Source organism: Rufibacter radiotolerans (assembly GCF_001078055.1).
Taxonomy (GTDB): Bacteria; Bacteroidota; Bacteroidia; order Cytophagales; family Hymenobacteraceae; genus Nibribacter; species Nibribacter radiotolerans.
Map to the genome: position 1 here is coordinate 3228910 of NZ_CP010777.1, position 18874 is coordinate 3247783.

Sequence of the window (18874 nt, forward strand, 5' to 3'; positions counted from 1 at the left end):
TTTTCCGGAAAACGGGCCTAAAACGGAAACCGCTATTGGTCAATCCCTTTCAGGCGCACGTCTGCGTAGTAATTGCAGAGGTTCTGCAGCACGCACACCTCGCATTTGGGTTGGCTCCAGGTACAGATCTTCTGGCCGTGCTTGAGCATGTGGCGGTGCAGGTTGTACAGGACCAGCGCGTCTTTGGGCAGCATGTCTAAGATGATCTGGTGGGCCTTGTCATGGGTCACGGTGGCCCCAATAATGCCTACCCGCTGACTGATGCGGTGCACGTGCGTGTCTACCGGGAACACCGGCTTATGGAAGTTGAAGAGCAATACCAGCGTGGCGGTTTTAAGGCCCACACCGGGCAGCGCTATCAGCCAGGCCATGGCCTCGGGCACGTCCAGGTCCTGCAGAAAGTCCAGGGAAAAATCGGGGTGGCCCTGCTGAATGATCCGGAGCGCTTTCTGGATATTGGCCGCCTTGGCCCCGGGAAACTTGGCCGGCGATAAGGCATCTGCCAGCTCTTCTACGGGGGCCTCTATGACCTCTTGCCAGGTAGGGAACCGCTCCAGCATCTGAAAATACGCCATCTCCTCCTTGGCGTGGGTGGTGCGGTGCGAAAGCATGGTGGAGATAAGCTCGCGCATGGGGTCGCGGCGCGGATGCCCCGAAAGGTGGCCAAACACATCGTTCAGCCTGAGATGAATCTGCCAGAGCTTTTCAGCGGGGGTAAGTTCCTTGCTTTCGGAGTGCATAGAATTTTTTTTACTCTAAACGAGCCGCCGGGTCCAAAGTTTACGTACTACTATTTTTGATTTAAATCAGAAAATATAGAACATATACTACACCAATATGAAACTTACGTTCTTAGGAACAGGTGGGGCTTTTGATGTGGCTTACGGAAACTCGGCTGCCCTGGTAGAACTCAGGGGCCATACCATTCTGTTGGATTGTGGTTTTACCGTCTACCCCACCTTGCGGCAATATAGCCTTACAGATCAGATTGAATATATCCTGCTCACGCACCTGCACAATGACCACATTGGCAGCCTGGCCACGCTGCTGCTGCACCGCCGTTATTTCAACCCGGACAATCGGCCCACTATCCTATACCCAGATGACGACTTCCGGGATGAGGTGTATGAGTTTTTGCGGTTCCAGCTCCAGAAGCCAGATAAGTACGTAGACTTCACGCCCGTGTCTGAGTTCCCGGGCATTACCGCCCTGGACACTTTTGGGCTGCACGCCGACCAGCTGCAAACCTATGCCTACCTGTTTGAGGACACCACCCAGCGCCTGGTTTTTTCGGGGGATCTGGCCAAGCCCGAAACCCTCTTCGCCCTGCTGCGGGGCATGCCGCCCAAGGCCACCACGGTGTTCCATGACATTAGTTTCTCAGAGGAGAACGTGACCCATACCTATTACAAGCGTTTAATTCCCCTGTCAAGGGACTACAAGATTTACGGCTACCACTGCAACCCCGAGGAGGCCCCCCAGGACAATCCCTTCCCGCTGGCCTATCACCAGCCGGAGCTTATGCTGGCGGCCCACATGCAGGTGAGTGCCCCATGAGGCTGGCCCCTTAGCATTAATTCTTTTTCTCCCGAACAAAGGCCCATAGGCAGACTTTGCCCACCTTCTGCTATCTTGCGTAGCATTCAACCCTAGACTTTGCATGGCCTTTACCTTTGCTACAGACCCTGAGCACACCCATTTCCGTAAAAACCGTTTACTTATTGCCTACGCCATCATCTTTGGACTGTTCTGGGCCTATACTGGTTTTCATACCCCAGACCTGAAAAACTGGTGGCTGGAAAACACGCTTACCTTCACGGCCATTATCTTATTGGTGGTCTTCTATAAATATTTCAGGTTCTCAGATTTCAGCTATACCTGCATTTTCCTGTTCATGATGCTGCACGTGTATGGCAGCCAGTACACCTACGCCGAAAACCCCTTCGGTTTCTGGGTGAAGGAACAGCTTAGCCTGGAAAGAAACCACTATGACCGCCTGGTCCACTTCTCGTTTGGTTTTCTGCTGGCCTACCCCATGCATGAACTCTTCTGGCGGAAATCCAGGATGCGCCCCTTGTACACTTACCTGCTGCCCATAGATTTAACCATTAGCCTAGGGGCCTTTTATGAACTCATAGAATGGATGGTGGCCGATATCTTCTTCCCGGCCCAGGGCATGGCCTACCTGGGCACGCAAGGCGATATCTGGGATGCCCAGAAAGACATTGCCATTGCCATGGTGGGGGCCATCATCACCATGGGCGTGGTGGCCACGGCCTTTCATGAAAAACGGAAATAGCCATCCCGTTTCAGGCCCGTTTTTAGGAAAACAGGCTTAAAACAGGAAGGCTATCCTATAAATGGGTTAGGCTTCGCCTAGATTACTCTGGCTTGACTTTTATGTCATTGCCTTCAATTTTCACTTTCCCCTGGGCAGTCTCAATCTTGGTCTCTTCCGGCGAGATCTTTATTTTGGTAGGGCCTGACACGAATTTCACTTCTTTAGAGGCCCTGCGGTAATAGTGCTGGCGGGTCATCCAATAGTTTTTCAACCGCGTCAATGGCATTCTGGAAGACAGGCGCGCGTCTCTGGCCAAGGCTTTCTGCAGCTGTATGGCAGTAGGGCGCACGTACTTTTTCCGGACAGGGGTGGCCTTGGTGGTAGTGGAGCCTTTGCTAGCAGAAGCTTTCTCTGTGGTAGTAGTGGTAGTGGTGGTTACCCTTGAAGCAGCGGATGAACCGTCATTTTGGTTACTGATGCTTACCCCTGCGTTACTGGCCGTCCCGTTTCTTGCGGTGCCATCCTCTCCGTCAACAGCGCCTTCAACGGGCTCCCAGGAGTTGTCTTCATATTCGCCGTAGGGCGAGGTTTCGCCTTCTGCAAAGGTGGTGTCAATCTCCACGGAGTCTGGCTCCAGCACCAGCGTATCCCCAACCGAAGTCTCCGGCAAGGCGGCAATCTGTTTGTCTTTCACTTTCTCGCAGGCGCCCAGGGCCACCAGCACCAGCAGCAAGGATAACGTTCTATGTAATTTCTTCATCTTCCATTTTGTTGGTATCCGGTTGTAAACGGGAGATAAGGCAGGAAGTTGGACAAGGCAAAGATGGCCCCTTGGGTTTGCCCTGGAAAAAGGGCACAAAAAAAAGGCTAACCTTTCGGTTAGCCTTTCCTGTGAAGCACTAAAACTAGTATTTGATCTCACCGCGCTCAGCGGCTTTTTTCAGTTCTTCGCTGGCGAAGATGGCCACCTCTACGCGGCGGTTCTGCTGACGACCAGCGGCAGTAGTGTTATCAGCCACCGGCTGGGTTGAACCATAACCGCGGGTCTGGAAACGGCTACGCTCTACGCCTAAAGATGCGGCATAATCGGCTACTGCTTGCGCTCTGCGCTCAGACAATGGTTGGTTGATGGCGTCTGTACCGGTGTTATCGGCGTGGCCTTCTACCAGCACGTTAGTACCTGGGTATTTCTTCAGGGTCTCGGCCAGTTTGGCGATGTCGGTTTTAGAGGAAGCCTGAAGGGTTGAAGAGTTGGTTGGGAAAAGCAGACCGGCATCAAAGGTTACTTTAATACCTTCTCCTACACGCTCAACCTGGGCATTTTTCATTTCACGCTCCAGTTCCTCGGCTTGCTTGTCCATTCTACGTCCGATCACGGCCCCGGTGGCACCCCCAACGGCGGCTCCAATGATGGCTCCACGGGCAGTGTTACCAGTGGCTTTACCAATGATACCACCTAGTACGGCTCCAGAACCGGCACCAATGATACCACCCTTGGCAGTTTTGCTCATGCCTTTCTTCTCTTGGGTAGTGGTAGTGCTGGCTTGTTCACTTGATTTACATGAAGAGAAAAACAAGCTGCCCACTAATAACGCTGTAAATGATCCTTTTAATAATCTCATAGTCTTGGTTTTAGGTTTAAAAAAGTAGAATACTAGGGTTTAGTTTCAGGGTTACATACTCATTTCCGGCTGAAATGGTTAGATATAACCCTTAATCTATATTCACTATGTATAATAATCATGCCAAAAAAATAGCCTGTCACCTTTTACTGGACAGGCTATTCACATGCTTTAACGGGGATGATGGTTCTTTATTTTGCCGCTGTTTTTCTGGCAGATGCTTTAGGCTGATTCTCAGCCTGTAACATGGTAATTAAATTTGTGAGGCGCTCTTTAAGCTCTTTGCGATGCACTATAAAGTCAAGGAAACCGTGCTCTAACACAAATTCTGCGCTCTGGAAGCCTTTAGGAAGGTCTTTGCCAATGGTTTCTTTGATCACCCTCGGGCCGGCAAAGCCGATGAGGGCACCCGGCTCAGAAATATTAAAGTCGCCTAGCATGGCAAACGAGGCCGTCACGCCACCGGTGGTAGGGTCTGTAAGCAAGGAAATGTACGGGATAGCTTCTTCTGACAAAAGGGCCAGTTTGGCAGAGGTCTTGGCCATCTGCATAAGAGAATAGCCGGCTTCCATCATACGCGCCCCGCCAGACTTAGAGATCATCAGAAACGGAATTCTGTGGGTACGGGCATAATCTATGGCCCGGGAAATCTTCTCCCCTACCACAGAGCCCATGGAACCGCCTATGAAATTGAAGTCCATACAGGCCACCACCAGGTCTAACCCGTTGATCTTGCCATGGGCCGTGCGTACCGCGTCTTTCAGGTGGGTCTTGCGCTGAGTGGCCACGATACGGTCTGGGTACGCTTTGGTATCTACGAAGTTAAGCGGGTCTGACGAGCTCAGGTTTTCATCCAGCTCTTCAAATTCATTCCCGTCAAACAGCACCTCAAAGTACTCCTGGGAGTTGATGCGGTCATGATGGTTGCACTTGGCGCAGGTGAAAAGCTGCTGCCGGTGCTCGGCAGTGCTGATCACAGTCTTGCACTCCGGGCACTTGTGCCAAAGGCCGTCCGGGGTTTCTTTTTTATGCTCCGTAGGGGTGACAATCCCTTTTTCTACTCTTTTAAACCAAGCCATATATTGCTTTTAAGGTCTTTTTCAACAATGAAGCCTCCAGTTTGAAACCGCAAGCGGCGTTACTGATAAACATGCAAAGATAAAAAAGAAACGTAAGCTCCCTACTCTCCCTTTTCAGAAAGCCAGAACTGCCCGGAGAATACCTTTCCAAGAGCAAAGGTACCGGCTAAACCTGCCCCGCTTGCCCTGTTTACGAAACCCTGCGGCTCCTTTTCTATCTTACGCCCAATGCCTGCCTCTCTTTTAGACTTTCTGAGATTTGCAAAAAGGAAGGATTCCTCCCTCTTTGCCGGCAAGAGATTTTCCTGCTTACCATCCGGCTTAACCTAGCACTGGCGGCCTTCTTTAAACGCTTTCTCAGCTCTTTAAATAAACCTGGTTTAGGCAGGTAATTACCTATATATCTGGCCTAATCATGGTTTATAATCAAAGAAATTAAGGCACCCAAAACCACATGACCTACAGACAGTTAGCCTTGCGCAGAAAGATATCCTAAAGAAATTGGGCAATTATTCCTTATTTGCAGCCGTTTCAAGCACAGGGCTTCTATGCCAGTAGCCTATTGTCTAAAACGAATTTATCACCCATTTCATTGCCACTTTTATTACTATATAATTTCTTATCACTATGAAGAAAACACGTTTCGCCTCTTCCGCCTCTGCCTTGATCTTAGGAGTAGCTTTACTTGGTTCTTGTGTCTCATCTAAGAAATACAAAGAGCTGGAAGCAAGCAAAAACGCGCTGGAGCAAGACAAAGCCGCCGCTCAGCGTAGCCTGGAACAAGCCAACGCTGATCTGCGTGACCGTGACGCCAAACTGGCCCAGTACCAGCAGCAGATTGCCCAAAAAGAAAGAATCCTGAACGAGCTGAGAACCTCCGTGAACGAGGCCCTGGCCGGCTTCAAGGAGCAAGGCCTTACGGTTTCCATTAGAGACGGGAAAGTGTACGTGACCATGCCAGAGAAGCTTCTGTTTGCCACCGGTAGCACCAAAGTAAACCCTAACGGACAATCGGCTTTAGGCAAACTGGCCAGCGCCATTAAAACACAGCGTGACACCGAGATCATCATTGAAGGCCACACCGATGACGTAGCCGTGGCTGCCGACAACGTGACCTACAAAGACAACTGGGACCTGAGCGTGCTTCGTGCCACTGAGATTACCCGTCTGCTCATCAACAACGGGGTACCGCCGCAAATGGTGATGCCAGCCGGCCGTGGCCAGTTCAGCCCTGCCGCCATGACCCGTACCCCCGAGGCCCGCCAAAGCAACCGCCGCACCGAGATCATTCTGGCGCCAAACTTTGAGAAAATCCTGAAACTGATCCAGACCAACTAAGATTGCCTTTTGCCGGTATCCGGCGAGGGAATACACTATAAAGAAGCCGGGCCATTGGTCCGGCTTCTGGCGTTTTAGGCCTGTTTTGTGAAAAACTGCCTTAAAATGGCCCGGCAGGTTTGGGTAGGAAAGCAAGGCGTATATCTTTGTAGGAACACCACCTGTTTTATAGGACTATCTCCCGTTACACCTAACCGCTTTCTTCACCATACCACATTCCAAACCTCTACCCTTTCTTCTGTCATGTTCAAAAAATCCATTTACCGCTTCACGGGCGTAGCCTTGCTGGGTACCTGCCTGCTGGGCTCCTGCACCACCGCCAAGAAATACAATGACCTGCTGGCTCAGAAAGTAAAGCTTGAGCGTGAGAAAGCAGACTGCCAGAGCACCCTGGCCCGCACCACCAAAGAACGCAGCGACCTATCCAAGCAAGTAACCGAACTCACCGAGTTCCGCACCAAACTGGCCACCGATACCACCCTGCTGGGCAGCACCCTCCGTAAAACCCAGGGCGTTTACGCCGATCTGAGCGATACCTATGACAAGCTCATCCGGAACCATGACCGTCTGTTGGCCAACAGTGCCCTGGAGTCTTCCAAACTCTCTAAAGACCTGGCCCGGCGCGAAGACGAATTAAAGGCCCTGAACGAGACCCTCATGCGCAACCGCTCCCAACTGGACCAACTCAGCACCGACCTCAAATCAAGGGAAGAGCGCCTTAATGAACTGGAGCGAATTCTAGCTGAGAAAGACAAGGCCGTGAATGCCCTTAAAAACAAGGTGAGCAATGCCCTGCTGGGCTTCAACTCAAAGGACCTGTCGGTAGACGTGCGCAACGGCAAGGTCTACGTGTCTTTGTCTGAGCAACTGCTGTTCAAGTCTGGCTCCACCAAGGTAGACGCCAAAGGCCAGGATGCCCTGCGTAAACTAGCCGCGGCCCTCAAAGACCAGCAAGACGTGAACGTGGTAGTAGAAGGCCACACCGATGACGTGCCCGTTTCCAAAGGCACTGTGGGCATGCAGGACAACTGGGACCTGAGCGTGTTGCGCGCCACCGAGATCACCCGCATTCTGACGGGCGCTGGCCTGGCCGGCACCAAAATCACGCCATCGGGCCGCGCCCAGAACGTACCGGTAGACGCGGCTAAAACCGCCGAGGCCCGCCAGAAAAACCGCCGCACCGAGATCATCCTTACCCCAAAACTAGACGAGTTGTTCCAGATTCTGGAGGGCAACTAATTTAGACAGAAAGAAGTAAGACGGCGGCCCATATAAGCTTTTGCTGTTTTAGCGCTACTTTTGAAAAACCAGACCTAAAACGCCGGCCCCGGTAGTCGGCGTTTACAACCGACAAACCTTCTCACATGAGCAAAGTAAACATCAAAAGCTACGCAGACTTACTACAGTATGAAGGCCAGGAAATGGGCGTTTCAGACTACCACACCATTACCCAGGAGCAGATCAACCTGTTCGCAGACGCCACCCTGGACCACCAATGGATTCACATAGACGCCCAGCGCGCCCAAACCGAGTCACCCTTCAAAAGCACCATCGCGCATGGGTACCTCACCGTTTCGCTGCTGCCGTACCTCTGGGGCCAGATCATCAACATAGAAAACCTGAAGATGCAGGTAAACTATGAGATTGAGAACCTGAGGTTTAACCAGGCCGTGCTGGTGAACAGTGACTTGCGCCTGCGCGTGAAACTGCTGTCGGCCAAAGACCTGCGTGGTGTGATCAAAGCGCGTCTGGAAGTGACCATGGAAATAAAAGACAGCAAGAAGCCCGCCTTCACTGGGGTGATCACCTTCCTGTACCACTTCAACGACTAAGCCGCCCGGCCTCTGTCTGCTAAAACCCGTTTTGGGGCTGTTTTTCAGAAAACAGCCCCAAAACGGGTTTCGTTTTTTAGCTTCTCCAAACAACCTTGCGGCAAACAGGTTAGTAAAGAAATCCAGACGTTAACTTCCATCTACTATGAGCACGCTCTTCCGCCCGCTACAACTCAAAAGCATTGAATTCAGGAACCGCATTGTGGTTTCGCCCATGTGCCAATACTCATCAAAAGACGGTTTTGCCAATGACTGGCACCTGGTACACCTGGGCAGCCGAGCCGTGGGCGGGGCGGGGCTTATTCTTGTAGAGGCCACAGGGGTGTCACCGGAAGGCAGGATCACGCCGCATGACCTGGGCATCTGGAAAGACGAGCATATCCCAGAACTTCGGCGCATTGTCTCTTTTATGGAAGCACACGGCACCGTGCCGGGCATTCAGTTGGCGCATGCCGGCCGTAAGGCCAGCCACCACGCCCCCTGGGAAGGCGGCAAAGCGCTTTCAGACCAAGAAGGTGCCTGGCCCACGGTAGCGCCCAGCGCCCTGGCCTTCCATGAGGCCGAACCTACCCCGGTGGCCCTGGACCAGGAGGGCATCCAGAAGGTGATCTCTGATTTCAAGGCCGCCGCCGTGCGAGCCCTGTCAGCGGGTTTTAAAGTAGTAGAGATTCATGCCGCCCATGGCTACCTGCTCCATTCCTTCTACTCGCCGCTCAGCAACCAGCGTCAGGATGCCTACGGCGGCTCCTTTGACAACCGCATCAGGCTGCTCCTGGAGGTCACCGCTGCTGTGCAGGAAGTCTGGCCCCAGAACTACCCGCTGTTCGTGCGCATCTCGGCCTCAGACTGGACCGAAGGCGGCTGGACCGCCGAGGACTCTGTGTCCCTGGCCAAGGTCTTAATGGGAAAAGGCGTGGATTTGATAGACTGCTCCAGCGGCGGCAACGTTCCCCGGGCCAAGATTCCGGTGGGGCCCGGCTACCAGGTGCAATTCGCCCAGAAAGTGAAGGCTGAGGCGGGTATTCTAACCGGCGCCGTGGGCATGATCACCACCCCCCAAGAGGCAGAGGACATTATTGCCAACGGCCAAGCCGATATGGTCTTCCTGGCCCGTGAATTCCTGCGTGACCCTTACTTCCCGCTGCGAGCCGCCAAAAAACTGGGAGCCGAGATTGAGTGGCCGGTGCAGTACCAGCGCGCGCAGGATTAAGACAGAGCCGGCATTTATTGTTTCTTAGGCTATAAGGGAGATTCGTGCCTTAGAAGTACCGTGCACTTCAGACGAAGTGTATTGTGTCTCTACAAAGGGGCTTTTCGCGCTTCGGTTAATTTCTTACCAACAACGGCGAGTGATATTGATTCGGTTGTTCAACGCAGACTCTCCCCTTGAGGGGAGAGTCTGCGCTTAGTTGAAGGGATTACATTTTGAGCCTGGTTTCAGAATTTCAGCATAAAATCTGAGAGATTCTCGCTGCGGTCCAGGTTCAGGCGTTTGCGGAGGCGGTAGCGGCTTATCTCCACGCCCCGCACCGAGATATTGAGCAGCTGGGCAATGTCTTTGGTGGTGAGGTTGAGGCGCAGGTAGGTACTCAATTTTATTTCCTGGGGGGTCAGGCTGGGGAATTTCTCCTGTAGCCTATGGATGAAGTCCCCGTGCACATGGTTGAAATGGAACTCAAACTGCTTCCAGTCTACCTCGCTGGTAATGTTGTGGTCAATGTTCCGGATGATCTTCTTCATCTCATCTTGCTGCGCCGTCGGGGAGCCGTTCTTGAGCATGTCCTGCAGCTCCAGTTTCACGCTGTTGAGCAATTCATTCTTGTTGATGAGGTGAATGGTGGAATATGTGAGTTCGCGGTTTTTATGGTCCAGCTCCGCCTGAAACTTCTCGTTGCGCAGGCGGTCTATTTCCTGCTCGCTCTGGTTGGTGATCTCCCGTATCTCCAGTTCTTTCTGGCCCAGCTTTCTTTCCTTGTCTAAAATAAGACGGCGTTTTTCTTTGGTGAAACGCTTGTTGATCTCATAAAACCCGGCCCCTAGTAGCAACAGGCCGCAGACGGCATAAAACAAGTAGGCCCAGCGGCTACGATAGAAAGGCGGGTTTACCAAAAAGGTCAGGCTTTTGGCCTGGCTCACGGTGCCGTAAATGTTGCGGGCCCGCACCTGAAACGTGTATTGCCCTTCGGGAAGGTTGGTATATTCCTTCTCGGTACGGGTTGTCCACTCAGACCAGCCGGTGTCAAAATTCTCCAGAAAGTACTGGTACTGCGTTTTCTCGGGCTTCTCATAAAAGGAAGAGGCGTACACAAACCGGAGCGAATTCAGCGCATACGGCAGCTCAGGCCCCTGGCCGCCATGCAGGCCACTACCCGACAGAAGCAAGGAATCTGCTTCGCCAGAGATGTTCACCACTTTGGTGACGTGGGTATGGAACGGCACCATCTTCTTGGTTTTGGCGGCATTGTAATGAATGAAGCCTTCCTTGGCGCCAAACAGCACGTTGTTAATGTCCAACACATGAATGTAGCTCAGGTCATCATTGAGCTGCTCGCGCAGGTGCTTGAAGAGCTTGTCTTCCAGGGTGGGTTTGCCAAACTTGTCATAGGTGATCCTTCCCACCCGCTGGTTAGAGATGAAATAGATGTTACCCTGCACGTCTTCCTCCATCTCAATAATGTGCTCTGTGGGCTCAAACAGGTCTGAGAAGGTCTTGTCCAGCACAAACCGGTCTTTGGCCTTGTCAAACCGGTACACGCCGTACAGGGCCGGGAAAATGATCTCGTTCCGGATCTTCTCCATGTTAATGAGCTGGTCTGAAGGCAGGCCGTGCCGGGAATTATAAAACCGCACAGAGGCTATTTTGTCAAGGGTCTGGTCAAACGTGATCCTGAACAGCCCTTTGTATCCGTGGGCCATCCAGAGTTCGCCATCCTTGTCAAACTCCAGCACCCTGGAAGACTCGTCCAGTCCCTCCAGCTTCTTCACAAAGCCCAGATCTGTTTCTGAAATGGACAGTAGGCTGATGCCTGAATACCCGCCCAGAATGAGACGATTGGGGTGCTTGGGTACCGGCACGAAGTCCCAGGCTCCACCCATAGAATGGATGAGGTTGGCCTTGCCGTCTTTCACCACAAAGGGACCATTGTGGTGCGCCATTAAAAGGTGGTTCTGCAGGTAGTTCAGGTGGTAGACCTGGCCCCGGCTGTTAGGCACCAGGGCAAACTGCTTCCGCTGCGAGGAGATACTGCCCACAAAAAGCCCACTGTTGGTGCCCAGATACAGGTCATTGCCTTTCAGTAGCGCCGCATATCCCGTCCCCGACAGCCCCATGGTCCCGTCCAGGCGGCTGAAGGGCGAGCTGAGCTCCACCATAGAAAGGCCGTTGTTCAGCCCCAGCCAAAGATTTTCCTGATTGTCCTGGTAAAGCGTATGAATGGTATTGTCCAGAAGCCCGTTCTGCACCGACGTGTTCAAAAGCAGGTTGCCCTGGCTGTCCATGAGGAGAAGGCCCTTGTTCTGGGTACCCATGGCAAAGGCGCCGTCTTTTAATAGAATAGCTTGGTTGATCAAAATGTTGCTGAACTCGTTTTCACTGGCCAGCGGGAACGGGGTCACGCGTTGCCCGTCATACAGGTAAATACCGTGCTGGATGGTGAAGATGATGAGCCGGTTCCTGTCAAAAGGCAACACTGAGGCAATCTGCTTATCTGCGAAGAACTCGCCGGCCGGCAATAACTTTAACTGGTGGTGCTCTAAAATTGAAAGGCCCTTGCCCCAGACCAGGGTGTAGATGTCTTTGTTTACCTGAAAAGAAAACTCCAGTGGGTTGGCTGGTGCTACTACCTTTACCGCCTTACCAGGTTCATAGCTGTAGATGTTCTTAAAGGTGAGGAAATAGATACGCCCCCCCTGCTCATAGATGCGCCAGACTTCATCAAAGTTTCGGTACTTGGCCGGCAGGCTATCGGCTAAAGAGAAATACTGGAGTACCCCGCGGACGTCAGGCTTGAAGTATCCGAAATCTGCCTGACTACCCACGTAGATTCTGCCGTCTTTGCCTGCAAACACAGAGCGCACCTTGGTGCCGCCCTTTACCGGATATAGATTCCAGGTGGCCCCGTCAAACTCTAGCAGCCCAAAGTTGTTAGCTATATAAAGAACCTCCTCGGGGTCCTGTACCATGCCCCAACTTTGGATACCACCCTTGAATTCTTCCGGCTTAAAATTCCGGATGACGGGGTTGCCAAAGAAGTAGTGCTGAGTGGTACCTTGTATAGGCGCAAGCAGGCCGGCCAGCAAAAGCAGGAGCACAAAAAAGACACCTTTCAGACGCACTATCATTTCCATTTTATTATTTAAGGCCTTTCAACCCCAGATGTAGTTGCAAATTATTGATTTTACAGTTCACTTTTTTAGAAAAATGGCTTATAAAGCCAAAATCAATGATTTTACCCCTGTTGATGTAGTACTGATGTAGTTAAATATGAGGACTGATGTAGTATTGATGTAGTCGTTTTTTGGGATGCCCGTTCCCGAATCGCTTATTTCGGAAACTCATTTGCAACTCTAAACCCGCCTTACCTTTATGAAGAAAAATGTACTTGTTTTCCTGCTGTGCTTCGTCTGTAGCATAGCCTTCGCCCAGACCACCCTTACGGGTCGTGTCACTTCCGCCAGCAGCGGGGAGGCACTTCCAGGCGTAAGTGTGGTGGTGAAAGGAACCACGGTGGGTGCCGCCACTGACGTTAATGGCAACTACCAGATTCAGGTTCCGGCCAGCGGCACCACTCTCCTTTTCTCTTATATAGGATTCGTTTCCAAAGAAGAGCCTATCAACGGCAGAACCACCATTAACCTGACCTTGCAGGATGACCTGCGGGCGCTGGAAGAAGTAGTGGTGGTGGGCTATGGCACTCAGCTTAAAAGGGAAGTCTCTACGGCTATCTCCTCGGTAACGCCAGAGCAAATCACCCAGACCCCAGTCACCCGCGTAGAGCAGGCCCTGCAGGGACGGGTAGCGGGCGTGCAGGTGACCAACATCTCCGGCCAACCCGGTGATGCTCCCACCGTGCGTATCAGGGGCATAGGCTCCACCGGTAACTCCAGTCCTATATATATAGTAGACGGTTTTCCGGTGGGCGGCATAGATTACCTGAACCCCGGCGACATTGAATCCATTGATATCTTGAAAGATGCGGCCTCCGCAGCCATTTACGGTGCCCGGGGCGGTAACGGGGTAGTGATCATCACTACCAAGCAAGGCAAACGCGACGGCACCATGAACGTGTCTTATGAAGGATACGTGGGTATTCAGAACCCTTGGCGCAAAGTAGAGCTTCTGAATGGCCGTGAATACGCGGTTATGATGAATGAAGGAGCCGCCAATGCCGGCGTTACGCCTCCGTTTGCAGACCCTACCCAATTTGGCGAAGGGACCAACTGGCAAGATGCTTTGTTTGAGAAGAATGCCCGCATCCAGAACCACCAAGTGAACATTACCGGCGGTTCAGAGAAATCAGGCTATTCAGCGGCCCTTTCCTATTTTGACCAGGACGGTATTGTGGGTGGTGACAAATCAAATTTCCAGCGCTACACCGCCCGGGTGAATGCAGACAACCAAGTAAAAAGCTTCCTGAAGTTTGGCACCAACCTGGCCTACACCCACTTAAAGAGAAGAGCCTTTGACCCGAACCAGGAGTTTGGCGGCATTCTGAGCAACGCCCTTAACATGGACCCGCTTACCCCAGTGTACGAAACCGACCCAGCCAGACTAGGCCAAAGCCTGTACACCCTTAACCCAGTGGTGCGTGATGCCAACGGCCGCGTGTTCGGGATTTCTTCTTATGCCTCACAGGAAGTTGTGAACCCCTTGGCCCGTTTGCAGGTCATGAACGGCCTCACCAACGTAGATAAACTGGTTGGTAACCTCTACGGGGAGGTCAAACTGCTGGAAGGCCTTACGTTCCGGTCTACCTTGGGCATTGACCTGGCCTACGTGGTGAACACCAATTACAACCCAGTGTATTACTTGAATGCTGCGCAGCAGAATGGCACTGCCCTTACCTCCAGAGGCACAGACCGGTACTACACCTGGCAAACCGAGAACTACTTCAACTACAACAAAACCATCGGTGATCATAGTGTGGGTGTGACCGTGGGTACCTCGGCGCTCAAATCACGTAATGAAGGCCTTTTTGGCTCCAATACCGGCTTGGTTACGGCAGACCCTAGCATGGCCTACCTGAATCTGGCAGTAGGCGCCGGAACAGCCGTAGCCCTGGGTGGAGCCAGTGAGCGCTCCATTCTTTCCTTCTTTGGTAGAACCAACTACGCCTACAAAGGCAAGTACCTGTTGTCTGCCACGGTGAGAAGAGACGGATCTTCGCGCTTTGGTAGTGAAAACAAATACGCCACTTTCCCTTCCTTCTCGGCGGGTTGGGTATTGTCTGAAGAAAGCTTCTTCCCAGAGGGCAACGTGGTGAGCCTGGCTAAGATTAGAGCGTCCTGGGGCCAGAATGGAAACGAGGAGATTGGCGGGTTTTACCCTTGGGCCGCGCGCATTGGCGTAGGCAGAGGCTATACCTTCTATACCCCGTCAGGTAAAGGCTACACCAGCGGCGCGGCGCCTGAGGCTGCGGCCAACCCAGAACTACAATGGGAAACCTCTGAGCAGACCAACTTGGGGATTGACCTTTCCTTCTTCAACAACGCCCTGACCCTGACCACCGACTATTACATTAAATCTACCAAAGGCCTGCTGGTAACGCCTCCTATTCTGGGCAGCACCGGCTACAACGCGCCTCCGGTAAACGGCGGTGAGGTAAGAAACACAGGTCTTGAAGTGGCCTTGAACTACCAGGGCTCTATCAGTCAGTTGGGTTACAACATTGGCTTGAACGGAAGCATCAACAAAAACAAGGTCATCAGCATTAACAACGCCGAGGGCATCTTACAAGGCGCCAATTTCACCACCTATGGCGTGGCCTCTAGGAGCCAGGAAGGCTTGCCGGTTGGCTATTTCTACGGTTATAAAACCGCAGGTATCTTCCAGAACCAGAATGAGGTAGAAGCGCAGACCCTGCAGCCCAATGCCGTGCCCGGCGATGTTCGGTTCCTGGACCTGAACAAAGACGGCGCGCTGACCGGCGATGACCGCACCATGATTGGTAACCCAACGCCCAAAGCGGTGGTTGGTCTGAACCTGGGATTAGACTTCAAGAACTTTGATGTAAGCGCCTTCTTCAATGGGGCGTTCGGGCACCAGATCTTTAACGGTACCCGCCGTTATGACCTGGTACGCTCTAACATGCAGTCTACCTTCCTCAACCGCTGGACCGGCCAAGGAAGCTCCAATGAAATGCCACGCTTCACCTGGAACGACACCAACGGAAACTACTCTAAGCTGTCTGACCTCTACGTAGAAGACGGAGATTTCGTGCGGCTGAAAACCCTGCAGTTGGGCTACAACCTGCCTGCCAGCCTGTTAACCAAAATCCATCTGCAGAAACTGCGCCTGTACGTGTCTGCTGACAACCTGCTCACTTTCACAGATTACACGGGCTTTGACCCTGAGATTGGTGCCAGAGGCAGCCTGGACATTGGCATTGACCGCGGCGTGTACCCGCAGGCTAAAACCTTCAGACTTGGATTTAACGCCACTTTCTAATGACTTCACCCATGAAAAATATAGCTAAAAAGACCTCAACCCTATTTCTCTCAGCTTTGCTGCTGGGCGCCTCTGCCGGTTGTGAAGACTTTCTGGACCGGTCTCCGCTGGACACCAGAACCGAAGATAACTTTTACCGCACGCAGGCAGACGCCACCGAGGCCCTTATTGGGGTCTATGATGTGCTGCAGTGGAACACCGTGATCGGCTTCCACCCTACCCCTCTGGTGTTGGACATTCTCTCAGATGATGCGTATTCGGCCGGGCAGGCCAGTTCTGAGCCTAACCTGCTGCAGATGGACCGCCACCAGATCCTGACCACCAACGGGGAGGTGCAGGGGCTCTGGAAGAAGCATTACATTGGTATCTCCCGCGCCAACACGTTGCTGCAGCGCATTCAGGGCATCAACGCCCCAGAGGATTTCAAGAAGCGCACCATTGCCGAGGCAAAATTCCTGCGCGCTCACTTCTACCTGGACCTGGTACGGTTCTTTGAGAACGTGCCGCTTATTTTGGCGCCTCAGGCCCCTAGTGAGTACAACCAGCCCCAGGCCACCCCTAAAGCAGTGTATGACCAGATTGCCCTGGACCTAACCGAGGCCATGGCCGATTTACCTGCTTCCAACCTGCGCCAGAGCACCGGCCGGGCTACCAAATGGGCTGCCAAGGCCTTGCTGGCCAAGACATACCTGTTCTACAAAGGCGTGTACAACCAGGACCTGCAAGCCGGCTCTACGGCGGTAACCGCCCAGGTAGCCTTGCAACACTTGAATGATATCATTACCACCAGCGGCCATGACCTGCTCCCTAATTATGCAGACAACTTCACCCGGGCCAATGAGTTCAGTGTAGAGGCCGTGTGGGAGATTTCCTACTCAGATGAAAACCCCTGGTATGACTGGGGTTACATTCAGGGGGGTGAAGGCAATATGCAGCCGCAGCAGCAAGGGCCCCGCATCAAGAACCCAGCCACCGAGAATTACCTGGCTGGCTGGAGCACTGCCACTCCTACCCAGGAACTGTATGATGCCTTTGAAGCCAATGACCCCAGACGTGATGCCACCATCCTAGCCGAGACCGAATTGGCCGGGGGCAAAGCTAACCTGAACATAGGCTACCAGCACACCGGCTATTTCAGCCAGAAATACACTACCTCTAAAGAGTATGCTCCGGCTGCCGGGCAGCTGGAATTGAACTGGGGTAATAACTACCGCGCCATTAGGTTCTCAGATGTGCTGTTGATGGCCGCTGAGCTACGGCTTTCCACTGGCGGAGATGCGCAGACGCTCCTGAACCGGGTACGTTCCCGTGTGGGCTTACCTGAGAAACCCGCCACCCTGGCCAATATCTTCCAGGAGCGCCGTGTAGAGTTGGCCCTGGAGGGTCACCGTTACTGGGACCTATTGCGCCGCGGTACAGCCGTTGCCAATGCCGCTATCACGGTCAACAGAACCACGCTGCCAGCTAACTATGAAGGAGCGGTCTCTGATTTCAAGATTCAGTTCAACAGTGCCCGGAAAGGCTTCCTGCCTATTCCGCAGAGCGAGTTAGACTTGTCAGCCGGAACGCTTAAGCCTAACGCCGGTTATTAATTCCTTCCATTCAAAAAGACTGTACTCATGAGAAAACAAATAAAAGTAGTGACCCTTCTCCTGCTGGGCGCTTTAGTCTGGACAGGCTGCGAAGTGGAGGACCCGGAGCTGGCTCCGGCCCCTACATCAGAACAGGTGGCATTCTCGGTGCAACCCACCGCCTCTAACCCCAATATCCTGTCCTTCACCTCTACCTCACCGGGCTTCAAGGCTCTCTGGGACTTTGGTGACGGCGCCACTGGTGACGGCACCACCGTGACCCACGCCTATCCGCTGAAAGGCGAATATACCGTCATGCTCACCATCTATACTGCCGGGGGCTCTACCTCCAGCACCAAGAAGGTGACCATTGCCAACACCAACCCCACCATGCTTAACCGCGAGGATTACAACTTTTTGACCGGCGGAGCCAATCAACTGGAGGGAAAAACCTGGGTGATTGACAAGGAAGCCTCGGGCCACCTGGGCATTGGGCCTATCACAGGCACTACGCCAGAATGGTACACCGCCGCGCCCAACGAAAAGGCCAGCGAAGGGTATTATGATGACGAGATGATCTTTAAACTGGGCAACACCTTGTCTTATACCTACAAAAATAACGGTACTACCTTTGCCAACGGAGACAATGCGGCAGGCATTGGCGGCACCAACGGCGGCGGAGACAAAACCGTGAACTATACCCCGCCCACCAACCTTACCTGGAGCATTCTGGACGAGAATGGCAAAAAGTACCTGATTCTCTCCAACGGTGGTTTCATTGGCTACTACACCGGAGTTTCCAGGTATGAGATCCTGAAACTCACCGCCGATGAGATGTACATCCGGAGCGGAAGCGCCGCCGTGGCCGAGCATGCCTGGTACCAGAAACTGGTGCGCAAAGGTTATAGCGTGCCCAAGCCGCCCAAAGAGTACAAGGCCGTGGACATCAATGACAATTTTGACACCCCGGGCAACTTTACCTGGAAGTTTGAGAACATTCTGTTCAATGACAGCTATGACAACCCAGCGCAGGTAGCCGCTAATAACTCAGAGAAAGTGGCCCGTTATACCCGCCAGGCCGGGCAGGCCAATGAGTTCGGCAATGCCTTCATTCAATTCAAACACAACCTGGACCTTACCCAGCGCCACGTGTTCAAGGTGAAAGTGTTCTTGCCCAGCTACAATGACTACACCACCCAGGGCGGTGCCGAAGACTGGTCACCGGTGAAAACCCTGCAGCGGCAACTGTCTGTGAAACTGCAGAACTCAGAACTGGGCGGCAACGCCTGGACCACCCAGGCCGAGGTAGTGCAGCAGGTCACCCAGATGGACCAATGGGTGGAGTTGACGTTTGATTTCGGGGCGCACGCCTCCAGAAAAGACTTTGACAAGATCATTGTGCAGTTTGGCGGCGAGGCCCACTGGAACCCCGGCATTTTCTACCTGGATGATTTCCGGTTGATGCCTTAAATTTTCTACAGGCCA

Annotated in this window: 14 protein-coding genes; 9 read left to right on the forward strand and 5 right to left on the reverse strand. The window is 52.9% G+C overall.

Annotated features, from left to right (window positions below; all coding sequences use genetic code 11):
- Window positions 1-32: 32 nt before the first annotated feature.
- On the reverse strand, window positions 33-740 hold the full coding sequence (locus TH63_RS13330) for an endonuclease III domain-containing protein (RefSeq protein ID WP_048921376.1): 708 nt from the start codon (window positions 738-740) through the stop codon (window positions 33-35).
- A gap of 97 nt (window positions 741-837) precedes the next feature.
- Between TH63_RS13330 and TH63_RS13335 the strand changes: the two genes are divergently transcribed.
- Window positions 838-1557: an MBL fold metallo-hydrolase gene (locus TH63_RS13335; protein WP_048921377.1), complete on the forward strand. Its 720-nt coding sequence runs from the start codon at window positions 838-840 to the stop codon at window positions 1555-1557.
- 103 nt (window positions 1558-1660) lie between these two features.
- Window positions 1661-2299: a DUF2238 domain-containing protein gene (locus tag TH63_RS13340; protein ID WP_048921378.1), complete on the forward strand. Its 639-nt coding sequence runs from the start codon at window positions 1661-1663 to the stop codon at window positions 2297-2299.
- Between the two features lie 82 nt (window positions 2300-2381).
- Here TH63_RS13340 and TH63_RS13345 read toward each other — a convergent pair whose 3' ends face one another.
- From TH63_RS13345 to accD, 3 genes are all read right to left on the reverse strand, one after another.
- Window positions 2382-3041, reverse strand: coding sequence for a hypothetical protein (locus TH63_RS13345; RefSeq protein WP_156180611.1), 660 nt, complete (start codon window positions 3039-3041; stop codon window positions 2382-2384).
- Between the two features lie 145 nt (window positions 3042-3186).
- Complete coding sequence (locus tag TH63_RS13350; RefSeq protein ID WP_053093810.1) at window positions 3187-3903, reverse strand: OmpA family protein; 717 nt, start codon at window positions 3901-3903, stop codon at window positions 3187-3189.
- Between the two features lie 191 nt (window positions 3904-4094).
- Window positions 4095-4982, reverse strand: a complete 888-nt coding sequence (gene accD, locus TH63_RS13355; protein WP_048921380.1) for an acetyl-CoA carboxylase, carboxyltransferase subunit beta — start codon at window positions 4980-4982, stop codon at window positions 4095-4097.
- Window positions 4983-5609: 627 nt separating this feature from the next.
- Here accD and TH63_RS13365 point away from each other — a divergent pair.
- From TH63_RS13365 to namA, 4 genes are all read left to right on the forward strand, one after another.
- Window positions 5610-6320 (forward strand): OmpA/MotB family protein, encoded by a 711-nt coding sequence (locus tag TH63_RS13365; protein ID WP_048921382.1) that lies wholly within the window; start codon window positions 5610-5612, stop codon window positions 6318-6320.
- 243 nt (window positions 6321-6563) lie between these two features.
- Window positions 6564-7559, forward strand: a complete 996-nt coding sequence (locus tag TH63_RS13370; protein WP_053093811.1) for an OmpA family protein — start codon at window positions 6564-6566, stop codon at window positions 7557-7559.
- Between the two features lie 125 nt (window positions 7560-7684).
- On the forward strand, window positions 7685-8152 hold the full coding sequence (locus tag TH63_RS13375) for a MaoC family dehydratase (RefSeq protein WP_048921383.1): 468 nt from the start codon (window positions 7685-7687) through the stop codon (window positions 8150-8152).
- Window positions 8153-8297: 145 nt separating this feature from the next.
- Window positions 8298-9362, forward strand: coding sequence for an NADPH dehydrogenase NamA (gene namA / locus TH63_RS13380; RefSeq protein WP_048921384.1), 1065 nt, complete (start codon window positions 8298-8300; stop codon window positions 9360-9362).
- Window positions 9363-9589: 227 nt separating this feature from the next.
- Here namA and TH63_RS13385 read toward each other — a convergent pair whose 3' ends face one another.
- Complete coding sequence (locus TH63_RS13385) at window positions 9590-12499, reverse strand: ligand-binding sensor domain-containing protein (RefSeq protein WP_048921385.1); 2910 nt, start codon at window positions 12497-12499, stop codon at window positions 9590-9592.
- A 238-nt stretch (window positions 12500-12737) separates the two neighbouring features.
- On the opposite strand from TH63_RS13385, the gene TH63_RS13390 reads away from it, so the two are divergent.
- The 3 genes from TH63_RS13390 to TH63_RS13400 are packed head-to-tail and all read left to right on the forward strand — an operon-like array spanning window position 12738 to window position 18859.
- On the forward strand, window positions 12738-15818 hold the full coding sequence (locus tag TH63_RS13390) for a SusC/RagA family TonB-linked outer membrane protein (RefSeq protein WP_048921386.1): 3081 nt from the start codon (window positions 12738-12740) through the stop codon (window positions 15816-15818).
- Between the two features lie 11 nt (window positions 15819-15829).
- Window positions 15830-17410: a RagB/SusD family nutrient uptake outer membrane protein gene (locus TH63_RS13395; protein WP_197088555.1), complete on the forward strand. Its 1581-nt coding sequence runs from the start codon at window positions 15830-15832 to the stop codon at window positions 17408-17410.
- Between the two features lie 27 nt (window positions 17411-17437).
- Window positions 17438-18859 carry a PKD domain-containing protein gene (locus TH63_RS13400; protein WP_048921388.1) on the forward strand — a complete coding sequence of 474 codons (1422 nt, stop codon included), beginning with the start codon at window positions 17438-17440 and terminating at the stop codon, window positions 18857-18859.
- Window positions 18860-18874: the final 15 nt, after the last annotated feature.

Bases quoted from the DNA above. Each gene is read 5' to 3' on its own strand.
- TH63_RS13330 (WP_048921376.1), bottom strand. From the start codon at position 740: ATGCACTCCGAAAGCAAGGAACTTACCCCCGCTGAAAAGCTCTGGCAG.
- TH63_RS13335 (WP_048921377.1), top strand. From the start codon at position 838: ATGAAACTTACGTTCTTAGGAACAGGTGGGGCTTTTGATGTGGCTTAC.
- TH63_RS13340 (WP_048921378.1), top strand. From the start codon at position 1,661: ATGGCCTTTACCTTTGCTACAGACCCTGAGCACACCCATTTCCGTAAA.
- TH63_RS13345 (WP_156180611.1), bottom strand. From the start codon at position 3,041: ATGAAGAAATTACATAGAACGTTATCCTTGCTGCTGGTGCTGGTGGCC.
- TH63_RS13350 (WP_053093810.1), bottom strand. From the start codon at position 3,903: ATGAGATTATTAAAAGGATCATTTACAGCGTTATTAGTGGGCAGCTTG.
- accD (WP_048921380.1), bottom strand. From the start codon at position 4,982: ATGGCTTGGTTTAAAAGAGTAGAAAAAGGGATTGTCACCCCTACGGAG.
- TH63_RS13365 (WP_048921382.1), top strand. From the start codon at position 5,610: ATGAAGAAAACACGTTTCGCCTCTTCCGCCTCTGCCTTGATCTTAGGA.
- TH63_RS13370 (WP_053093811.1), top strand. From the start codon at position 6,564: ATGTTCAAAAAATCCATTTACCGCTTCACGGGCGTAGCCTTGCTGGGT.
- TH63_RS13375 (WP_048921383.1), top strand. From the start codon at position 7,685: ATGAGCAAAGTAAACATCAAAAGCTACGCAGACTTACTACAGTATGAA.
- namA (WP_048921384.1), top strand. From the start codon at position 8,298: ATGAGCACGCTCTTCCGCCCGCTACAACTCAAAAGCATTGAATTCAGG.
- TH63_RS13385 (WP_048921385.1), bottom strand. From the start codon at position 12,499: ATGGAAATGATAGTGCGTCTGAAAGGTGTCTTTTTTGTGCTCCTGCTT.
- TH63_RS13390 (WP_048921386.1), top strand. From the start codon at position 12,738: ATGAAGAAAAATGTACTTGTTTTCCTGCTGTGCTTCGTCTGTAGCATA.
- TH63_RS13395 (WP_197088555.1), top strand. From the start codon at position 15,830: ATGAAAAATATAGCTAAAAAGACCTCAACCCTATTTCTCTCAGCTTTG.
- TH63_RS13400 (WP_048921388.1), top strand. From the start codon at position 17,438: ATGAGAAAACAAATAAAAGTAGTGACCCTTCTCCTGCTGGGCGCTTTA.